The organism is Sphingomonas sp. Sphisp66 (assembly GCF_047324325.1).
Lineage (GTDB): Bacteria > Pseudomonadota > Alphaproteobacteria > Sphingomonadales > Sphingomonadaceae > Sphingomonas.
This window is the reverse complement of the sequence record NZ_CP168508.1, coordinates 3,739,644-3,758,113: the sequence shown is the minus strand read 5'-3', so window position 1 is coordinate 3,758,113 and position 18,470 is coordinate 3,739,644. Positions and strand designations below refer to the sequence as shown.

19 protein-coding genes and 1 tRNA gene are annotated in these 18,470 nt (G+C 68.0%); 11 read left to right on the top strand and 9 right to left on the bottom strand.

Translation table 11 applies throughout. The features are described 5' to 3' along the window. The first annotated feature begins 41 nt into the window (after nt 1–41). Entirely contained in the window at nt 42–527 is a 486-nt protein-coding gene (locus ACEN8G_RS17030; protein ID WP_413414556.1) for an RNA polymerase sigma factor, read from the top strand. After that, a complete protein-coding gene (locus ACEN8G_RS17025; protein ID WP_413414555.1) occupies nt 524–1,213 on the top strand; it encodes an anti-sigma factor family protein in 690 nt (229 codons plus the stop codon). Before ACEN8G_RS17030 ends, ACEN8G_RS17025 begins: the two co-directional genes overlap by 4 nt. A 99-nt stretch (nt 1,214–1,312) precedes the next feature. Here ACEN8G_RS17025 and ACEN8G_RS17020 read toward each other — a convergent pair whose 3' ends face one another. Both ACEN8G_RS17020 and ACEN8G_RS17015 read right to left on the bottom strand, forming a co-directional pair. After that, nucleotides 1,313–1,552 (bottom strand): tautomerase family protein, encoded by a 240-nt coding sequence (locus ACEN8G_RS17020; RefSeq protein ID WP_413414554.1) that lies wholly within the window; start codon nt 1,550–1,552, stop codon nt 1,313–1,315. Nucleotides 1,553–1,574: 22 nt separating this feature from the next. Beyond that, a complete protein-coding gene (locus ACEN8G_RS17015; RefSeq protein ID WP_413414553.1) occupies nt 1,575–2,285 on the bottom strand; it encodes an SDR family NAD(P)-dependent oxidoreductase in 711 nt (236 codons plus the stop codon). A 96-nt stretch (nt 2,286–2,381) separates the two neighbouring features. Between ACEN8G_RS17015 and ACEN8G_RS17010 the strand changes: the two genes are divergently transcribed. Next, complete coding sequence (locus ACEN8G_RS17010) at nt 2,382–3,263, top strand: LysR family transcriptional regulator (RefSeq protein ID WP_413414552.1); 882 nt, start codon at nt 2,382–2,384, stop codon at nt 3,261–3,263. A gap of 25 nt (nt 3,264–3,288) precedes the next feature. Here the strand turns inward: ACEN8G_RS17010 and ACEN8G_RS17005 are convergent. The 3 genes from ACEN8G_RS17005 to folK all read right to left on the bottom strand — a co-directional run bounded on the left by ACEN8G_RS17005 (nt 3,289) and on the right by folK (nt 4,276). Then, nucleotides 3,289–3,364, bottom strand: a tRNA-Lys gene (locus ACEN8G_RS17005). A gap of 37 nt (nt 3,365–3,401) precedes the next feature. Continuing rightward, complete coding sequence (locus ACEN8G_RS17000) at nt 3,402–3,812, bottom strand: nuclear transport factor 2 family protein (RefSeq protein ID WP_413414551.1); 411 nt, start codon at nt 3,810–3,812, stop codon at nt 3,402–3,404. Continuing rightward, nucleotides 3,809–4,276: a 2-amino-4-hydroxy-6-hydroxymethyldihydropteridine diphosphokinase gene (gene folK, locus ACEN8G_RS16995; protein WP_413414550.1), complete on the bottom strand. Its 468-nt coding sequence runs from the start codon at nt 4,274–4,276 to the stop codon at nt 3,809–3,811. The genes ACEN8G_RS17000 and folK overlap by 4 nt, the downstream gene beginning before the upstream one ends. Before the next feature lie 23 nt (nt 4,277–4,299). Between folK and ACEN8G_RS16990 the strand changes: the two genes are divergently transcribed. Then, nucleotides 4,300–4,902, top strand: coding sequence for a uracil-DNA glycosylase (locus ACEN8G_RS16990; protein ID WP_413414549.1), 603 nt, complete (start codon nt 4,300–4,302; stop codon nt 4,900–4,902). Here ACEN8G_RS16990 and ACEN8G_RS16985 read toward each other — a convergent pair. The 3 genes from ACEN8G_RS16985 to aguB form a co-directional block, all read right to left on the bottom strand. Continuing rightward, nucleotides 4,871–5,269: a GFA family protein gene (locus ACEN8G_RS16985; RefSeq protein ID WP_413414548.1), complete on the bottom strand. Its 399-nt coding sequence runs from the start codon at nt 5,267–5,269 to the stop codon at nt 4,871–4,873. The two genes, ACEN8G_RS16990 and ACEN8G_RS16985, sit on opposite strands and share 32 nt — an antisense overlap. 58 nt (nt 5,270–5,327) lie before the next feature. After that, a complete protein-coding gene (locus tag ACEN8G_RS16980) occupies nt 5,328–5,993 on the bottom strand; it encodes a sulfite oxidase-like oxidoreductase (RefSeq protein ID WP_413414547.1) in 666 nt (221 codons plus the stop codon). 250 nt (nt 5,994–6,243) lie between these two features. Further along, nucleotides 6,244–7,095 (bottom strand): N-carbamoylputrescine amidase, encoded by an 852-nt coding sequence (gene aguB / locus ACEN8G_RS16975; protein WP_413414546.1) that lies wholly within the window; start codon nt 7,093–7,095, stop codon nt 6,244–6,246. Between the two features lie 224 nt (nt 7,096–7,319). On the opposite strand from aguB, the gene lnt reads away from it, so the two are divergent. From lnt to ACEN8G_RS16940, 7 genes are all read left to right on the top strand, one after another. Further along, the gene (gene lnt, locus ACEN8G_RS16970) at nt 7,320–8,858 is read left to right on the top strand and encodes an apolipoprotein N-acyltransferase (RefSeq protein WP_413417067.1); all 1,539 of its coding nucleotides are present in this window, start codon (nt 7,320–7,322) and stop codon (nt 8,856–8,858) included. A 72-nt stretch (nt 8,859–8,930) separates the two neighbouring features. Beyond that, entirely contained in the window at nt 8,931–10,142 is a 1,212-nt protein-coding gene (gene metK, locus ACEN8G_RS16965) for a methionine adenosyltransferase (protein ID WP_413417069.1), read from the top strand. 173 nt (nt 10,143–10,315) lie between these two features. Continuing rightward, nucleotides 10,316–11,077 (top strand): EAL domain-containing protein, encoded by a 762-nt coding sequence (locus ACEN8G_RS16960; RefSeq protein WP_413417071.1) that lies wholly within the window; start codon nt 10,316–10,318, stop codon nt 11,075–11,077. Between the two features lie 66 nt (nt 11,078–11,143). Continuing rightward, nucleotides 11,144–12,202 (top strand): hypothetical protein, encoded by a 1,059-nt coding sequence (locus ACEN8G_RS16955; protein WP_413417073.1) that lies wholly within the window; start codon nt 11,144–11,146, stop codon nt 12,200–12,202. Nucleotides 12,203–12,455: 253 nt separating this feature from the next. Continuing rightward, entirely contained in the window at nt 12,456–13,286 is an 831-nt protein-coding gene (locus ACEN8G_RS16950) for an EAL domain-containing protein (RefSeq protein WP_413417075.1), read from the top strand. A 38-nt stretch (nt 13,287–13,324) separates the two neighbouring features. After that, nucleotides 13,325–14,011 carry a tRNA (guanine(46)-N(7))-methyltransferase TrmB gene (trmB, locus tag ACEN8G_RS16945; protein ID WP_413417077.1) on the top strand — a complete coding sequence of 229 codons (687 nt, stop codon included), beginning with the start codon at nt 13,325–13,327 and terminating at the stop codon, nt 14,009–14,011. Nucleotides 14,012–14,140: 129 nt separating this feature from the next. After that, a complete protein-coding gene (locus ACEN8G_RS16940) occupies nt 14,141–17,521 on the top strand; it encodes a class I SAM-dependent DNA methyltransferase (protein ID WP_413417079.1) in 3,381 nt (1,126 codons plus the stop codon). A gap of 40 nt (nt 17,522–17,561) precedes the next feature. On the opposite strand, the gene xth is transcribed toward ACEN8G_RS16940, so the two are convergent. After that, nucleotides 17,562–18,335, bottom strand: coding sequence for an exodeoxyribonuclease III (gene xth / locus ACEN8G_RS16935; protein WP_413417081.1), 774 nt, complete (start codon nt 18,333–18,335; stop codon nt 17,562–17,564). Nucleotides 18,336–18,470 lie beyond the last annotated feature (135 nt).

Sequence of the window (18,470 nt, the reverse complement as noted above, 5' to 3'; positions counted from 1 at the left end):
GCGCACGCCATCCGTTTCATCCCCGGAAAAGGAATTTGGGCTTGGCGGCATTCGAGGACGACCTGCTGGCGCTGCTGCCGCGATTGCGGCGGTTCGCGCGGGCGCTCGCCCGCAATGCGGCGGATGCCGACGATCTGTGCCAGGTGGCGCTGGAAAAGGCGCTGCGCGCGCGCTCGTCGTGGCAGGCCGGCACCAGGATGGACAGTTGGATGTACCGGATCATGCGAAACAGCTGGATCGATACCGCCCGCAGCCGGGCGCGCGCCGCACAGACCTTCGTCGAGGAAGAGGCCGGCCTGGCCATCGGCGCCGAGGGTGATGCCGAGGCGCGGCTGGTGCAACACGATATCGACGCCGCGATGCATGCGCTGCCCGACGAGCAGCGCGAAGCGGTCGCGCTCGTGCTGGTCGAGGGGCTGGCGTACAAGGAGGCGGCCGAGATACTCGACATCCCGATGGGCACGCTCACCTCGCGGCTGGTGCGCGGACGCCAGGCATTGATGGCGCGGCTGGGGGAAGCGGCATGAGCATCGATCCCGAAACGCTGATGGCCTATGCCGATGGCGAACTCGGCCCGATCGAAGCGAAGCGCGTCGAGCGAGCAATCGCCGCGGATCCGGCGCTGGCGGAGGAAGTCGCGCGCCACCGCGCGCTGCGCGCGGCGCTGGGCGCCCGCTTCGCGCCCGTTGCGGAAGAGCCGATCCCGGGCCGGCTCGCCGCGATGCTCCAGTCGAACGTGATCGCGCTGCCGCAGTCCAAGGCACGGCGGACGGTGCCGGGCTGGGCGCGCTGGGGTGGGGCGGTCGCAGCATCGCTGGTGCTTGGCCTTGCGATCGGTCATGGCCTGCAGGATCCGGGCTATGTGCGCACGCAGGGCGGGCAGCTCTATGCGGCCGGAAAGCTTGCCGGCGCACTCGACACGCAGCTCGCCGCCGATGCTGGCACGGTGCGGATGCCGGTCAGCTTCCGCGACGCGAAGGGCGGCTATTGCCGGGTGTTCACCTCGCCCGTCGCAGACGGCATCGCCTGCCACGGCGCGCAGGGCTGGGCACTCCGCCAGACGCGGCCCGGTTCCACGGGCACCAGAACCGAATATGCCCAGGCCGGTTCCGCTGACCCTGCGCTGATGGCCGCTGCGCAGGAGATGATGGCCGGCGAACCGCTCGATGGCGCGGCGGAGGCCCGCGCGCGGTCCGCGGGCTGGAAGCGCTAGGCCAGGCTGCGGCCGGGGTTCCAGCCGCGCATGCCTTGGTCCGGGCGACGGAGGCGCGTTGACGACAAGCGCAACGCGCCCCGCTGCCGGCCTAGGCGCCTAGCCGGCTCCCGCCGGCCTGGTCCGCGCGAACCATTCGCGCACCGGCACGCCGCCGCGGCCCCAGTCCTCGAGTTCGACTTCCTGGAAGACGACGAAGGTGTCGTCAGGATGCTTGCCCATGACCTGGTGCAGCAGCTCGCTCACGCCCTTGTAGAGCACGGCCTTCTGCGCGTCGGTGGTGCGGTCGGCACCGGGCATTGTTCCCTGACGGGTGACCTGGATCGTGACGATAGGCATGATCATGCTCCTCCGTTCTGGGTCAGTGACCGGCGATCTGGCCGCCATCGACGTGGAGGATCTCACCCGTCACGAACTTGGCATCGTCGAGATAGAGCACGGCCTGGGCGATATCCTCGATCTCGCCCATGCGGCCCATCGGGTGGAGCGCGGCCAGCGTCTCGTGCATCTCGGGCGGATTCATCGGGGTCTTGATGACGCCCGGCGCCACCGCGTTCACCCGGATGCCGCGCGCCGCATATTCGATCGCCAGGCTGCGCGTCGCCGCATCGAGCCCGCCCTTGGTGAGCGAGGCGAGCACCGAGGGGATGCGCGAATCCGCATTGTCGACCAGGGTGGTGGTGATCTGGACGATATGGCCGCTGCCCTGCCTCTCCATCACCCGGATCGCTTCCTGGGTCGTGAAGAAGAAGCCGTCGAGGTTGGTGCGCAGCTTCTGGCGATACTGGTCCTCGTTATAATCGGTGAACGGGCTGGCGATGAAGATGCCGGCATTGTTGACCAGCGTATCGAGGCGGCCGAACCTGCCGACGGCTTCCTCCACCAGCCGCTTGGCGGTCGCGGGATCGCCGATGTCGCCAGGGATGGCGATCAGGCCGGGATCGTCCGACGGCGCGATCGAGCGGGAATTGGCGACGACGCGGTAGCCGCGCGCACGGAAAGCGTTGACGATGCCCAGGCCGAGGCCCTGCGAGGCGCCGGTCACGATGGCGACCTTCTGAATGTCCGACATGATGTTTCTTCCTGCCTGTTGCTGCGACGCCAGGGGAGCGCCGTCGCCCAGAGCTAGGAGGCTGGCACCTCACGCAAAATTGGCTATCTTCGCACGGTGGCTGATAGAAAACGCACAGAGCCCGACTGGCAGGACATGCGGGTGTTCCTTGCCGTCGCGCGCCATGGGAGCCTTTCGGCCGCCGCGCGGGCACTGTCGGTGAACCACGCCACCATCGCCCGGCGGCTGCATGCGCTGGAGGCCGATCTGGGCGACAAGCTGCTCGAACGGCGGCCCGAGGGTTATGTGCTCACCGCTGCCGGCGGCTATGCGCTGGAAGCGGCGAGCGAAATGGAGCGCGCCGCCGATGCGCTCACCCGCGGCGCGGGCGACGGTGCGCCGGCCGGCCTGGTGCGGGTCAATGCGCCGCCAGCGCTGGCGGCTGCCTTCCTGACCGCGGGGCTGGCCGAGATCGCGTCCCGCCACACGGCGCTCGACATCGATCTCGCCACCAGCCTGCGCTCGGTAAGCCTCGAGCGGCACGAGGCCGACATCGCGATCCGCGTGGGGCGGCCGGAGGATGGCGACGTCATCGCCCGGCCGCTGGGGAGCATCGGCTATGGCTATTACGGCACCGAAGGGGCGTACGGGCGTTGGGACGATAAGGCGCCGGTGTTCGTCGGGTTCGACGAGGCGGATGCGCATCTTCCCGAAGCCCTGTGGCTCAGCCGCCATTTCCCCCGCGCCCGGCTCGCCTTCCGCGCCAGCAACCAGCACGCCCAGGCGATCGCCGCGCGCTCGGGTGTCGGGATCGCGCTGCTGCCGCATTATATCGGACGGGCCGAGCCAAGCCTGCGGCCCTGCGCGATCGGCCCGGCACCGGCACCGCGCGACGTCTATCTGCTGACCCGGCGTCGCGACCGCCACAGCCCGGCGATCCGCCTCGTCGCCGAGGAGATCATAGGCCTGTTCGCTGCAGCGCGAGCGCTGTTCGAGTGAGGCCAAGCGTATCGGCGCCTGGAGGTGGTGGGTCCGATGGGATTCGAACCCATGACCTCTCGATTAAAAGTCGCTTGCTCTACCGACTGAGCTACGGACCCACACCGGCCCTGCCCCTAGGCGGCTGGGCCGGGCGGGTCAACGGCGGGCTTCGATCCGCGTCACCTGGACATGGGCGACCTGCCAGCGGCCGTTCGTCCTGCGAAAGGTATCAGCGAAGCGGATCCGGCTCGAGAAACGCTGCCCGCCCGAAGTGCCGCTGAGCGTCGTCTCGGCATTGGCGACGGCCGCATCGGGGCCGAGCGGGACGATCACGCGGTCGACCAGCACGATCGGGTCGTAGCGGTCGCCTGGCGCCGTCCAGCCGTCGATGAACGCCTGTTTCCCCTGCCGCTTCCCCGATCCGTCGATAAAGACCAGATCGTCGGCGATCATCGCCTCCATCGCCGCGCGGTCCTGGCGCAGCTGTGCCTGGTCGAACGCATCGGCAAAGGCGACCAGGCTCGGGTCGGGATCGGCCAGGGCAAGTGCCAGCAGTGCCAGGATCATCGCTTCCTCCTCAGCCGCGCATGGAGCTGGCGCATGCTAAGCCCGGTCAGCGGATCGCGCCAGTCCGGCGCCACCTGGACCAGCGGGGCGAGGACGAAGTCGCGCTGGCGGAACAGGCGGTGGGGCACGGTCAGCCGCGGCTCGCCCCAGCTGCCGCCCGACCACAGGACGATGTCGAGGTCGATCACCCGCGCCGCCCAGTTCTGCCCGCGCCGCCGTCCGAAGGCGCGCTCGATGCCCTTCAGCCGGCGGAGCAGGGCAGGGGGCGCCTCGTCGCTTTCGATCAGCGCGACCGCGTTGGCGAAGCGGCGTTTCGAGGGGCCGAGCGGCGGGGTGTGGAGGATCGGCGATGTCGCGGTCACGCCGCCAAGCGCCCGGATCGCCGCGATCACCTCCTGCGCGGGGGAGCCGTGGCGGCCCCGGCGGTTCGATCCGATCGCGATGGCATAGCTTGTCCTCGGCACGTCCCAGCGCCTATCGCGCGGCCATGTCCGCGCCAAGCCATGATTGTCCGCTCTGCCCCCGCCTCGTGTCGCTGCGCACCGAGCTGCGCGTCGCCCATCCCGACTGGTGGAACGCGCCGGTGCCCGCATTGGGCGACCTCGGCGCGCCGATCGCGATCGTCGGCCTGGCACCGGGCAAGCACGGCGCCAACCGCACCGGCCGGGCCTTTACCGGCGATGCCTCGGGTGAACTGCTTTTCGCGACGCTGGAGAAGTTCGGGCTGGCCGAGGCCGGTGAACCCAGGGGCGTGGTGATCCTCAACGCGGTGCGCTGCCTGCCGCCCGAGAACAAGCCCGAGCCGGCCGAGATCCATGCCTGCCGGCCGTTCCTGGCGGCCGAACTCAAGGCGCCGGTGGTGCTGGCGCTAGGCCAGGTCGCGCACCAGTCGGCCGTGAAGGCGATGGGCGGCAAGCTGCCCAAGCATCGCTTCGCCCACGGCGCCGAGCATCGCATGCACCGCGGCCAGTGGCTGGTCGATAGCTATCACTGCTCGCGCTACAACCAGAATACCGGCCGGCTGACCCCCGAGATGCTCGAGGCGGTGGTGGCGCGGGCTATTGCCCTGGCGAGGCCGGAAGCGCCCTGACGTCGAGCGCCCAGGGGATCGCCGAATCGCACCAGATCTGGCTGCGCGGCGGTAGCTCGGCGCGCTGGTCGACCGAGCCGAGGCGGATCGCATAGACGCGCGGGTCGGCCGGGGTGAAGGCATAGAGGCCCGAGCCGCATTCGCCGCAGAAGGCCTGGCCGCGCCGGGTGCCGCTGGCGGCGGTCTTCACATAGACCTTGGGCGCGCCGGTGACGCGGAAGTCCGCCGCGTCGACCCGAACCGAGGCGCGCCAGGCCGAGCCGCTCAATATCTGGCAATCGGTGCAATGGCAGAGCGCGACGCGGGCGGGATCGGCCTCGGCTTCGTAGCGGACCGCCCCGCAATGGCAGCTTCCGGTGATGTGCATGGGCTTGCGCATAGCCGGATGCGCGGGCCTTCGCCACGAAGATCCGGGCGGGGCCGGACTAGGAATCCCGGCTGTAGCGCTGCTCGGCCCAGGGATCGCCGCGCATGTGATAGCCGTTGACCTCCCAGAAGCCGGGCTTGTCCGCGCTGATCAGCTCGATCTTGCGGATCCACTTGGCGCTCTTCCAGAAATAGAGGTGCGGGATCACCAGCCGCGCGGGGCCGCCATGGTCGCGCGCCAGCGGCTGGCCGGCCCAGCCATGGGCGATCAGCGCGTTCGGCACGGCGAAGTCGGCGAGCAGCACGTTCGTCGTGTAGCCGTCATATCCGTGGAGCATCACCGCAGCCGCCTCGTCGCGCGGCTCGACATGGGCGAGCAAGTCACGGGTCAGCACGCCCTGCCAGTCATTGTCGTAGCGCGACCAGCTGGTGACGCAGTGGATGTCGCTCCTGAGCCGCGTCTGGGGCAGCGCCATCAGCCCCGCCCAGTCGAGCGTCACCGGCCGCGCGACCATGCCCGTCACTTCCAGCTTCCAGCGCTCGCGGGGGATGTCGGGCTGGCGGCCGAGATCGAGCACCGGCCATTTGACGGTGAGGTGCTGGCCCGGCGGCAGGCGCTCCTCCTCGGGGCGGGCGATATGGCCGGTCAGGAACTTGCCCTGTTCGGCCCATTGCTGCTTCGAGCGGGTGAGCTTGCTGTCTTCCGGGACTTCGGGATCGTCCATTGGCGCGGCTCCTGATCAGGCGGCGAGGATGACTCGGGCCGGGAAGCCGCGCAAGCAACACGAAAGGGTAGGTGCGTGGCTCCAACAGGGGCAGCGCCGCCAACTCTTCAAAGTCCACGAAGTACACGCCGGAAGCGGGTTTTCGCGGCGGCAAAGCTGACGCAGTTCCTGAGGGCGGGGTGGATCTCGCAAGATCCTTGCGCGGCGGGTTTCCTATATTTCCTACAGCGCCGTGGGGCGGCCGCCTGCCTCAGATATCCTGCACCAGCCGGCCGTAGAGCTCCGGGCGGCGGTCGCGGAAGAAGCCGAAGGCGGCGCGGTGGCGCTTGGCGAGCGTCAGGTCGAGCTTCGCGGTGATCACGCCTTCTTCCTCGCGGTCGAGCTCGGCGCGGATGTCGCCGCGCTCGTCGGTGATGAAGCTGGTGCCGTAGAAGGTCTGGCCATGCTCGGTGCCGATACGGTTGGCGGCGACGATCGGCACGACGTTCGACACGGCATGGCCGACCATCGCCCGGCGCCACAGGCGTGCGGTGTCGAGGCTGTCGTCATGCGGCTCGCTGCCGATCGCGGTGGGGTAGAACAGGATGTCGGCGCCCATCAGCATCATCGCGCGGGCGGTCTCCGGGTACCATTGGTCCCAGCACACGCCGACGCCGAGCGTCGCCTTTTCGGGGCCGTCCCACACCTTGAACCCGGTGTTGCCGGGGCGGAAGTAGAACTTCTCCTCGTAACCGGGGCCGTCGGGGATGTGGCTCTTGCGATAGACGCCGGCGATCTTGCCGTCCGGATCGATCATCGCGAGGCTGTTGTAATAGTGGTGACCGTCCATCTCGAAGAAGCTGGTCGGGATATGGATCTTCAGCTCGCGGGCGAGTTCCTGCATCGCGCGCACCGACTTGTGCTCGGCGGTCGGCGCGGCGTTGGCGAACAGGCCCTCGTCCTCGACCCGGCAGAAATACTCGCCTTCGAACAGCTCGGGCGGCAGCACCACCTGGGCACCGCGCGACGCCGCTTCGCGGACGAGCCGAGACACATTCGCGATGTTCGCGTCGATATTGTCGGAAAAGGCGAGCTGCAGGGCGGCGACGGTGATCTCGGTCATGGCGCGCCATGTAGTGCGGTCGGGGGGGATTCGCTACCCGATCCATTCCCCTTATCCGTCACCCCGGCCTTGTGCCGGGGTCCACCAAGCCTCTCGGACTGGCGATAGAGCCTCTTGTCCATGACTTGCCTCCCGGTGGACCCCGGCACGAGGCCGGGGTGACGAAGAGGAGCGTTTCGGCTCCAGCTACCGGAGCGGGGGAGGATCGGTTAAGCACGCGTCCGATGCTGACCCGCCCCCTGCTCACCGCGCTGATCGCCGGCTTCCTCTCCGCCACCGGATTCGCCCCGCTCGATCTGTGGCCGGTCACGCTGATCTGCCTGGCGGTGCTGCTCCACCTGACCTGGCATGCGCCGAGCACGAAGAGCGCGCTGCTGCGCGGCTGGGTGTTCGGGGTCGGGCATTTCACCCTGGGCAACAACTGGATCCAGCACGCCTTCGACTTCCAGGACAAGATGCCGCCGGTGCTCGGCTATTTCGCGGTGGTGCTGCTCGCGCTGTATCTGGCGGTCTATCCGGCGGTCGCGATGGGGCTCGCCTGGCGCTTCACCCGGCTGGTCAAGGCGCGCTGGAACGAGCCCGACCTCGGCTTCGTCCTGGCCGCCGCCGGTGCCTGGATCGTCACCGAATATCTGCGGGGCACGCTGTTCACCGGCTATCCGTGGAACCCGATGGGGGTGATCTGGGTGCCGACGCCGATCGCGCAGCTTGCGGCCATTGCCGGCACCTATGCGCTCTCCGGCCTGACCTTGTTCGTCGCGGGCGCGCTCTACCTCGCCACCCAGCACCAGTATCGCGTGCCGCTCGCCACGGCAGCGCTGCTGCTCGCCAGCGGCTTCGCGCTCAATCCGGGCCAGCCGGTGGAGGACATGACGCGCCCCCATGTCCGCATCGTCCAACCCAATATCGGCCAGGAGGGCGTCGACCAGCCCGACTATGCGCCGCGCGTGCTCAACAAGCTCGCCGAATGGAGCGGCCAGCCCGGCGCCGTGCCGCGGCTGGTGGTGTGGCCCGAGGGCATGGTCAATTACTATGTCGAGGACGGCTATCCCCGGCGCTTCTACCGCGATGCCGATCCGCGCTGGGTGCGCGGCCGGATCGGCGGGCTGCTCGGCCCGAAGGACCGGGCGATGGTGGGGGGCAACGCCCTGTTCTTCGACGGCGACAGGCTGACCGGCGCCGGCAATTCGGTGTGGACGGTCGATCCGGCGGGGATGCTCGGCCAGCGCTACGACAAGGCGCACCTTGTCCCCTATGGCGAATATCTGCCGATGCGCACCTTGCTCGCCCCGCTCGGGCTGGCGCGGCTGGTGATGGGCGACGTCGACTTCATTCCGGGCCCGGGCCCGAGAACGCTCGATGTCGACGGGTTCGGCAAGGCCGGGGTAGCGGTCTGCTACGAGATCATCTTCTCGGGCCAGATCATCGACCAGCGCAACCGCCCTGACTTCCTGTTCAACCCTTCGAACGACGCCTGGTTCGGCAGCTGGGGGCCGGTGCAGCATCTGGCCCAGGCGCGGCTGCGGGCGATCGAGGAGGGGCTGCCGATCCTGCGCGCCACGCCGACCGGGGTCTCGGCGATCATCGATGCGCATGGCCGGCTGGTCGGCACGGTGCCGGCGGGGCAGGAGGGTGCGGTCGAGGCGCCGCTCCCCGCGCCGCTGCCGCCGACCTTGTTCTCGCGCCTCGGCAACTGGCTCGCGCTGATCGCCGCGCTGGCTTCCGTAGTCTTGGCAATTGCCATCCGGCGCTTCGCCCGCTAGGGGCTTGATATAAGGAAAGCTTTATATGGGCATGGCAACGGCCCGGCTTTCCTCCCCACAAGAGGAATTTCCATGCGTTCCAATTATCTCTTCACGTCCGAATCGGTTTCCGAAGGCCATCCCGACAAGGTCGCCGACCAGATTTCCGACGCCATCGTCGATCTGTTCCTGTCGAAGGACCCCGAGGCCCGCATCGCCTGCGAGACGCTGACCACCACCCAGCTGGTCGTCCTTGCCGGCGAGATCCGCGGCAAGGGCATCATGGACACCGAGGGCAACTGGGCCCCGGGCGTGCAGGAAGAGGTCGAGAAGACCGTCCGCGATACCGTCAAGCGCATCGGCTACGAGCAGGATGGGTTCCACTGGGAGACGCTCCGCTTCGAGAACAACCTGCATCCGCAGTCGGCGCACATCGCCCAGGGCGTGGACGCTTCGGGCAACAAGGACGAAGGCGCGGGCGACCAGGGCATCATGTTCGGTTTCGCGACCGACGAGACCCCGGACCTGATGCCGGCGACGCTCGACTACAGCCACAAGATCCTCGCGCGCATGGCGGCCGACCGTCATTCGGGCGCGGCGCCGTTCCTCGAGCCGGATGCCAAGAGCCAGGTCACGCTGCGCTTCGACAATGGCGTGCCGGTCGCCGCGACCGCGATCGTCGTCTCGACCCAGCACGGCAAGGGCTATGACGAAGGCGACAAGGAAGCCGAGCTCAAGGCCTATGTGAAGAAGGTCGTCGCGGACGTGATCCCGGCCGCCCTGCTTTCGGACGCCACCGAGTACCACATCAACCCGACCGGCTCGTTCGAGATCGGTGGTCCGGACGGCGACGCGGGCGTCACCGGCCGCAAGATCATCGTCGACACCTATGGCGGCGCGGCTCCGCACGGCGGCGGCGCCTTCTCGGGCAAGGACCCGACCAAGGTCGACCGTTCGGCGGCATACATCACCCGCTATCTCGCCAAGAACATCGTCGCCGCCGGCCTCGCCAAGCGCGTGACGATCCAGCTGGCCTACGCGATCGGCGTGTCCAAGCCGCTGTCGCTCTATGTCGATACCCACGGCACCGGCACCGTCGGCGACGACAAGATCGAAGCGGCGATCGCGGGCATCGAGAAGCTGGGCGGCCTCACCCCGCGCGGCATCCGCACCCACCTGCAGCTCAACAGGCCGATCTATTCGAAGACGGCGGCTTATGGTCACTTCGGCCGCAAGCCGGAAGGCGACTTCTTCCCCTGGGAGAAGACCGACCTGGTCGAGGATCTGAAGGCCGCCCTGGCCTGATCCTTCGCTTCGAAGGCAATCAATCGAGAGCCCCGCGCCGGACCCTCCGGCGCGGGGCTTTCTCGTTTCCGACCGTCGGATTCGCCTGAATCCTCCGTAGTCGTACGGGCCGTCCTATAAAGCACTGGGCAACCGTAATTCTGCATCAGGAAGGACGGGAAAGGAGCGAGTCGGTGGAGTCGGAGAATTCGATGATGGGTCCGGAGGCAACGGCGTCGGCTGGCGCGAGCGCGGGACTTGCGATCGCCTTCCAGCCCATCGCGGAGATCGCCGGCAGCCGCATCCATGCCTATGAGGCGCAGGTGCAGCGCAACGGTGCGCCCGCCGCGCAGGATTTCGACCAGCTTTCGGCCGAGCAGCGCTGCGACGTCGATCGCCGCTGTGCCGTCGCCGCGATCCGCTGGGCGGCGACCGCGGGCTTCGCCAATTCGGGCGGCCGCCTCGCCATTCCGCTGAGCGCGCCGGCGATCGTCGATCCTGCCGAGCATATCCAGCCGGCGCTGATCACCGCGCGCCAGTACAACATCGTGCCCGAGCGGCTGGTGTTCATGCTGCACCATTACCAGGCGATCACCAGCTCGCAGCTCGCCGACATCATGCATGTGTTCAACAAGCTGGGCCCGGCGGTCGCCTTCCACGGCATCGGGCCGAACGAATCGGGCCTGGCGGCCTGCGGCAAGTTCGCCCCGCACATCGTGACGATCGAGCCCGAGCTGATCACCGGCGTCGCCTCCAGCTGGTCGCGCCGCATCGCGATCGAGGATCTGGTGCGCCGCATGCAGAGCCTCAGCCTGCGCATCGTCGCCGCTGGTGTCGACAGCGAGGCGGCCTATGAGCGGCTGCGCAGCTTCGGCGTGCCTCTGGTCCAGGGCAGCTATGTCGGCGCGCCTGCCGCCGGCATCCTGCCCCAGCCGATGTCGCGCAGCGCGGCCTGATCCGGCGCAATCTCCGGCTTGCGATTTGACCGCCATCCCCTAGCCTCGGGGCAGGGGGATATCGTCATGCGCTTCACCATCCTGCTTGCCGCCGCCTTGTGCGCGAGCGCCGTCTCGCCTGCCGCCGCGCAGGACGCGGCCCGGATCGACGTGCCGGCAGCGGCGAGCTGGAAACATGCCGGGAGCGGCCTGGTCCTGCGTCCCGGGATCGCCGGCTATCCGCGCGGCACGATCGTCGATTCGAGCGGAAGCGAGCTCGATGTGATGGTGCAATATGCCGAGGGCGGGGCGACCAGCGTGACGCTCAACATCTTCCGCCCCTCGGTGATGAGCGTGCCGATGTGGTTCGACCGGTCGGAGACGCAGATCCTGTTGCGGAGCGACGCCTATGGAACGCCCGTGCCTGCCGGACCCGCCCGCGCCTTCACCCCGCCGCATGCCGACGCCGCCTCCGGCCTGCAGCGCGTCTATGTGCCGGGGAGCGGCGCCTATAAGAGCACCGGGCTTGCCATGATTCCGCTCGGCGAATGGCTGGTGGCGGTGCGCGCCAGCTCGACCGAGCTCGACCCGGCCGCGCTCGATGCCCGGCTGGGCGAGATCGTCGGCGGGATCGTCTGGCCCGACAAGGTCGCGGCGTCGCCGGCGGCCGTACCCGTCGCCGCCTGCGCCGGCGTGCTCGCCTATGACCCGAAGGCCAAGCCGAAGAAGCCCGATATGGGCCAGGCGCTGATGGGCGCAGCCCTGGTCGGGATGGGCCAGGACAAGGCGGGCGAGGGCGACAAGGCCTATAAGGATCAGGCGGTAGAAGAGGCGTCGCCGCCGCCCGTCTGGTGCCGCGAGGGAACGCCCACCAGCGACTATGGCGTCTACCGTGCCGACAATGCCGACAACGGCTATCTGCTCGCGGCCGGCGATGCGGGGGTGACCATCGGCATCGCGCCCGCCTTCCCCCTGGAGGGCAAGAAGGTGGGATATACGCTGAGCGTCGGCACGCTCGACCGCACCTTCATCTATCCGAACTTCGACAGGCTCCCGGCGCCCCAGACAGCCTTTGACGCGATCCAGCGGCTCAAGCCGATGTCGAGCGTCAGACGGGGCAGCAAGGAACTGACGATCAGCATGTGATTCGGGCCGGCGGCACACGATTCGCGTGCCCGTCCATCGGTAGATGCCGCCATTCCGGCTATAATCTTCGAACGATCGTTTCGCAGCCGACTCTCGCGCGCTTGCTGCGACTCGCGGATTCCCGCGGGGCAAGCCGAATCCGCCAGCGGCCCGCTTGGTAGAATCCCCATGGGGGGAATCCCCCTTCGGCGACGCACGGAATGGAGTTGATGTCGTTAACCATCTTTAAAGGGACGCAGAAAGGAAGCGTTCCATGTCCATCGAAGCTGCCCCGCTCGCACTCCAGTCCGGTCTCGCCATCGCCTTTCAGCCGATGATCGCCACGGCGACCGGCCTGCCCTTCGCCTGGGCGGCGATCGCCTCGGCGCAGGGACGCAGCTTCGCACAGATCGCCGCGGCGCTGGCTCCCGAGGCGCGTGCCGAGCTCGAGATGGAGCGGATCAGCGCCGCGATCGCCGGTGCGCTCGACGCCGGGCTGCTCGACGGCGAGGCGCTGCTTGCCATCCCCGTCGGCGCGGCCGGCGGTTCGCCCGACGCGCTGCTCGCCCATCTCTTCCGCACCGCCGTCGAGCACCGCGTGCCCGTCGAGCGCATCGTCGTCGAGATCAATGCCGACGAGCGCGGCGACCTCGCCCCCGCCGCCGCCCTGGCCCAGGCCTGTGTCGACCGCGGCATCGCCATCGCCTTCGACAGCTTCGCCGTCGGCCCGCTTGCCGTCCGCCTGCTCGGCCGCTTCACCCCGCGCTTCGTCAAGCTCGATGCCGGGCTGGTCCGCAACATCTCCGACAGCCGCTCGCGCCGGGTGATCGTCGAGGGCGTGCTGCGCCTCGCCCGCAACATGGACGTGACGCTGATCGCCAACGGCATCGTCCGCCGCGAGGACCTGGTCCTGCTGTGCACCATGGGCATCCGCCACATGCAGGGCGACTGGATCGCGCCGGCCCAGGCGCATCCGCTGCCGCGCCCGCACATCGCCCGCCGCGAGCCGCGCACCACCGTGCCGCAGCACCGCCGCCTCGCCGCGCACCAGCGCAGCGCCGCCAGCCGTCCGACCGCACCTTCGTCGCTCGCCCAGGCGCTCTAGAGCTTGTCCTCTCCGCCGGGGACGCTAACAGCGCTCCCGTGTCCGATCCCGTTTCCATCCGCCGTCTCTATGGCCGCCGCGCTGGCCACAAGCTCCGCCAGGGCCAGTCCGAACTCGTCGAGGCGGCGCTGCCGCAAGTGAGCGTGCCCGAATCCGGCCCGCTCGATTCCCAAATTCTTTTCGGCGACGACCGTCCGCTCGAATTCGAGATCGGCTTCGGCGCGGGCGAGCATCTCGCCGGCCAGGCGACGGCACGCCCCGCTCATGGCTTTATCGGCTGCGAGCCCTTTCTCAACGGCGTGGTCGGCGCGCTCGGCCATATCCGCGACGGGGACCTGACCAATGTCCGCCTGCACATGGGCGATGCGCTCGAGGTGCTCGAGCGGTTGCCCGATGCCAGCCTCGACCGGCTCTACCTCCTCCATCCCGATCCCTGGCGGAAGGCACGTCACGCCAAGCGCCGGATGGTCAATCACGGCCCGATGGACATCATCGCCGCCAAGCTGAAGCCGGGCTGCGAGTTCCGTCTCGGCACCGATCACCCGGTCTATGTCCGCTGGGCGATGATGATCATGAACCAGCGCCGCGACTTCGAATGGCAGGCGAAGACCGCCGAGGACTTCCTCACCCGTCCCGACGACTGGCCCGAGACGCGCTACGAGCGCAAGGCGCGGCGGCTGGGGCACGAGGTCTGGTACTTCCGCTACATCCGGGCGGTTGAATAGACGCCAAGTATTCAGCGATATCCGGAAGTAGCAGAGAGTATGGCGTGTATGGATTTTAGAACCATTTTCGTTGCTTATGTAAAATGGTGTTTTCCGCTTTGTTAGGGTCTTGAAGATCAAATTCCCTGCATGGGGGAATTAAGTTCAACGGAATATTTCATCGAGCGATGGCGCTCGGGCGAAGGTGGCGCCGAGCGCGCCAATTATGCACTGTTCCTCGTCGAGCTTGCTGATCCCCTGGAGTTGCCACATCCGGATCCCGCCGGGGCGACGCATGAAAACAATGACTATGTCTTCGAGCGGGTAGTACGCGACGTCGATGGCGATGGTCATGTCCGGATCGGCCGCATCGATCTGTATCGGCGCGGCTGTTTCGTGCTCGAGGCGAAGCAGAGCCGCTGGAAGGACCAGCGGAACGCCATCCCTCTGTCCAGTCCGGCCCACCAACCCGACCTCGCCGTACCCGCGCTGCTGGGCCGGCGAAGCGCGCGGCGCGATTGGGACGTGTTGATGCGCAACGCGCGCGACCAGGCCGAACGCTATGCCCGTGCGCTCGATGCGGAGCATGGCTGGCCGCCTTTCCTAATCGTATGCGATGTGGGCCACTGCCTGGAGCTGTATGCCGACTTTTCGGGGCAGGGGAAGAACTACCGGCATTTCCCCGATCGGGCCGGTTTCCGCATCTATCTGGAAGAGCTGCGGGATCCCGAGGTGCGCAAGCGATTGCGCGCGATCTGGCTCGATCCGCAAAGCCTCGACCCGTCGGCTCGCACCGCCGCCGTCACGCGCGAGATCGCCGGTCGGCTGGCCAAGGTCAGCAAGTCCCTCGAAGAGCGGGGCCATCCGCCGGAGAAGGTCGCGCATTTCCTCATGCGCTGCCTGTTCACGATGTTCTCCGAAGATGTCGGCCTGCTCGAGCGTGGCAGTTTCACCGAGATGCTGGCGGACGCCCGCAACAATCCCGAGGCCTTCGCGCCGATGCTGGAGGACCTCTGGCGTACCATGGACAAGGGCGGTATATCGCCCGTGCTCCGCCGCAAGGTCCGCCACTTCAACGGCAAGCTCTTTGCCGAGGCGATCGCGATCCCGCTGCGCCGGGAGGAGATCGGCGAGCTCCATGCTGCCGCCATGCATCTCTGGACCGAAGTCGAGCCCGCCATTTTCGGTGCGTTGCTCGAGCAGGCGCTGCACCCGGCCGAGCGTCGCCAGCTCGGCGCCCATTACACGCCCCGCGCCTATGTCGAGCGCCTCGTGGTCGCCACCGTCATCGCGCCCCTGCGTGACGAATGGGCATTGGTGCTCGCCACGATTGAACGCCTGCGGCTGGAAAAGCCGAGTGAGGCCATCCAACTGGTCCGGGACTTCCATGCCCGGCTCGCTGGCACGCGCATTCTGGATCCCGCCTGCGGGACCGGCAACTTCCTCTATGTCGCCCTCGAGCTGATGAAGCAGCTGGAAGGCGAGGTCCTTGAGACGCTGGCAGCGCTCGGTGGGCAGGAGGCGTTGGCTCTGGAGACGCTGAGCGTTGATCCGCGCAACTTCCTGGGGATCGAATTGAACCCGCGGGCTGCCGCGATCGCCGAGCTGGTGCTGTGGCTCGGCTATCTGCAATGGCATTTGCGCGGCGGTGGCGGGATTTCCGATCCGGTGCTCCAGAGCTTCGGCAACATCCACACCATGGACGCCGTGCTGGCGCATGATCCCGAGCGCCCCAATGCGGATCGCAGCGCCACCGAGCGGCCCAATCCACGTCGCCCGGAATGGCCCGAGGCGGACTATATCATCGGCAACCCGCCCTTCATCGGTGGCAAGGATCTGCGCGCGCGCATGCCGGAGGGATATGCCGAGGCCCTGTGGAAGGCGCACCCCCACCTCAACAAGTCGGCCGACCTGGTGATGTACTGGTGGGACCTGGCTGCCGATCTGCTCGGGCGCAAGGACACCCGGCTCAAGCGGTTCGGCTTCGTCACCACCAATTCGATCACGCAGGAATTCAGCCGCCGCGTGATGGCCAAGCGGCTCGACGGCAAGCCGCTGCTGCATCTGGCGATGGCGATCCCGGATCACCCCTGGACCAAGGCGTCCCCTGATTCCGCTGCGGTGCGCATCGCGATGACGGTGGTGGCTCCAGGGAAAGGCGAAGGCGCGCTCCACGAGGTTCGGCACGAAGCGGCGCTCGACAGCGATCAGCCGCGGATCGAGCTGCGTACCGCGGCCGGGCTAATCCATCCCGATCTTACCGTGGGGACGGACATCACCAGGACCGTTCCCCTGCGTGCGAATGCCGGATTGAGCTCGCCCGGCATGAAATTGCATGGCGCTGGCTTCATCGTCACGCCTGCGGAAGCCGTGCATCTGGGCCTTGGCACTCGCGAGGGCCTCGATCGGCACATTCGGCCCTATCGCAACGGCCGCGATCTCACGGCTCGGGCACGGGGCGCGATGGTAATCGACCTGTTCGGCCTCGAGGAAGCGGAAGTCCGCCAGCGCTTTCCCGAGGTATATGGTCATTTGCTGCGCACGGTCAGGCCGGAGCGCGACCGCAACAATCGCGCCGTCTATCGTGACAATTGGTGGATATTCGGCGAGCCACGGCGCGAATTGCGTCCCGCGCTTGACGGTCTGCCGCGTTATCTCGCCACCGTGGAGACGGCGAAGCACCGCGTCTTCCAGTTTCTGGATGCCAGGATCCTGCCCGACAATATGCTGGTCTGCATGGGATTGGAGGACGGCTTCCATCTGGGTGTGCTGTCTTCGCGATCACATGCCATATGGGCACTACGGGCCGGTGGTTGGCTCGGTATTGGCAATGATTCACGCTATTCGAAATCGCGCGTCTTCGATCCATTTCCGTTTCCTGATACCAACGTCGGGAACCAGCAGATGATCGCTGTGCTGGCCGAAGAGCTCGACGCCACCCGCAAGGCCGTGCTTGCCGAGCATGCCGATCTCACCCTTACCGGCCTCTACAATCTGCGTGCACATCTCGCTTCGGGGCAGCCGTTCGACATGGTCGGGCAGGACCAGCGTCTCCGGGGCAGGGTCGACCTCATCGCCGAACTGCACCTCCAGCTCGATTCCGCTGTCGCGGCCGCCTATGGCTGGCCTGCCGCGCTTGCCGAAGAGGAGATCATCGCGCGCCTGGTCGCGCTCAATGCCGAGCGCGTGCGCGAGGAGCGATCCGGTCGCATCCGGTGGTTGCGACCCGAATATCAGCTGGCGCGCAGCGGCGTGGAGATGCTGACTCCGCAGTCGATGGTCCAGGTCGAAGCCGAACTGGTGGCCAAGGCCGCAGGCAAGCCCTTGTTCCCGCGCGACGCGATCGGCCAGACTGCGGCGGTGCTGGACTGCCTGCGCGACGGCAGAGTGCGGGGCGCCGCGGAGATCGCCGGCCGCTATGCCCAGGGGCGGAAGGCTGCGCCCCGAATCGACGCGACTCTCGCTGCGCTCGCCCGGCTGGGACATGTGGCGGTCGAGCGGGACGGATATCGGCTGCGGCGGGTGGCGTAGAAGCGGGAGGCGTGCCGTCGGCATGGCGGGCGGGAAGGGCTCAGTCCATCAGCTCCACCCAGACCGGCGCATGGTCGCTGGTCTTCTCCCAGCCGCGGACTTCCCGGTCGACCTCGGCCCGCCTCAGCCGCTTCACCGCGGGCGGGTTGAGCAGCAGGTGGTCGATCCGCAGCCCGGCATTGCGGGCATAGGCGTTCCGGAAATAGTCCCAGAAGGTGTAGAGCGTCTCGCCGGGATGGAGGTGGCGCAGCGCGTCGGTCCAGCCCTGGTCGAGCAGCCGGGCATAGGCGGCGCGGGCCTCGGGCGCGAACAGCGCGTCGTCGCGCCAGCGCTCGGGCTTGTAGACGTCCAGATCGGTCGGCATGACGTTGTAGTCGCCCGCCAGCACCACCGGCTCGCCGAGCCCGACCAGATCGGCGGCGCGCAGCGCGAAGCGCTCCATCCATCTGAGCTTGTAGTCGAACTTTGGCCCCGGTCTGGGGTTGCCGTTGGGCAGGTACAGCCCGCCGACCAGCACGCCGTTCACCGCCGCCTCGATATAGCGGCTCTGCAGATCTTCGGGGTCGCCGGGCACGCCGCGATGCGTCTCGACCGGATCGCAGCCGCGCGCGAGGATGGCGACGCCGTTCCAGCTCTTCTGCCCGTGCCACACCGCGCCGTATCCCGCGTTGCGGATCGCGCTTTCGGGGAATTTCTCCTGCGGCGCCTTCAGCTCCTGCAGGCAGACCACGTCGGGCCGGGCCTCGGCCAGCCAGCGCAGCAGCACGGGGAGGCGGCCGTTGACGCCGTTGACGTTGTAGGTTGCGATCTTCACGTGGGGAGATGTCGCGGGGAGGGGAAAGGGTTCCCGAGCAGAGCCGTCATCCCGACGAAAGTCGGGATCTCGTGCGGCTCCTTCCCCGCGCCTTCGCCTGAGATCCCGGCTTTCGCCGGGATGACGGATTTGGTG

Coding starts and splice junctions, on each gene's coding strand:
- ACEN8G_RS17025 (WP_413414555.1), top strand. CDS start 524: ATGAGCATCGATCCCGAAACGCTGATGGCCTATGCCGATGGCGAACTC.
- ACEN8G_RS17020 (WP_413414554.1), bottom strand. CDS start 1,552: ATGCCTATCGTCACGATCCAGGTCACCCGTCAGGGAACAATGCCCGGT.
- ACEN8G_RS17015 (WP_413414553.1), bottom strand. CDS start 2,285: ATGTCGGACATTCAGAAGGTCGCCATCGTGACCGGCGCCTCGCAGGGC.
- ACEN8G_RS17000 (WP_413414551.1), bottom strand. CDS start 3,812: ATGATCCTGGCACTGCTGGCACTTGCCCTGGCCGATCCCGACCCGAGC.
- ACEN8G_RS16990 (WP_413414549.1), top strand. CDS start 4,300: ATGTCCGCGCCAAGCCATGATTGTCCGCTCTGCCCCCGCCTCGTGTCG.
- ACEN8G_RS16985 (WP_413414548.1), bottom strand. CDS start 5,269: ATGCACATCACCGGAAGCTGCCATTGCGGGGCGGTCCGCTACGAAGCC.
- ACEN8G_RS16980 (WP_413414547.1), bottom strand. CDS start 5,993: ATGGACGATCCCGAAGTCCCGGAAGACAGCAAGCTCACCCGCTCGAAG.
- aguB (WP_413414546.1), bottom strand. CDS start 7,095: ATGACCGAGATCACCGTCGCCGCCCTGCAGCTCGCCTTTTCCGACAAT.
- lnt (WP_413417067.1), top strand. CDS start 7,320: ATGCTGACCCGCCCCCTGCTCACCGCGCTGATCGCCGGCTTCCTCTCC.
- metK (WP_413417069.1), top strand. CDS start 8,931: ATGCGTTCCAATTATCTCTTCACGTCCGAATCGGTTTCCGAAGGCCAT.
- ACEN8G_RS16955 (WP_413417073.1), top strand. CDS start 11,144: ATGCGCTTCACCATCCTGCTTGCCGCCGCCTTGTGCGCGAGCGCCGTC.
- ACEN8G_RS16950 (WP_413417075.1), top strand. CDS start 12,456: ATGTCCATCGAAGCTGCCCCGCTCGCACTCCAGTCCGGTCTCGCCATC.
- ACEN8G_RS16940 (WP_413417079.1), top strand. CDS start 14,141: ATGGGGGAATTAAGTTCAACGGAATATTTCATCGAGCGATGGCGCTCG.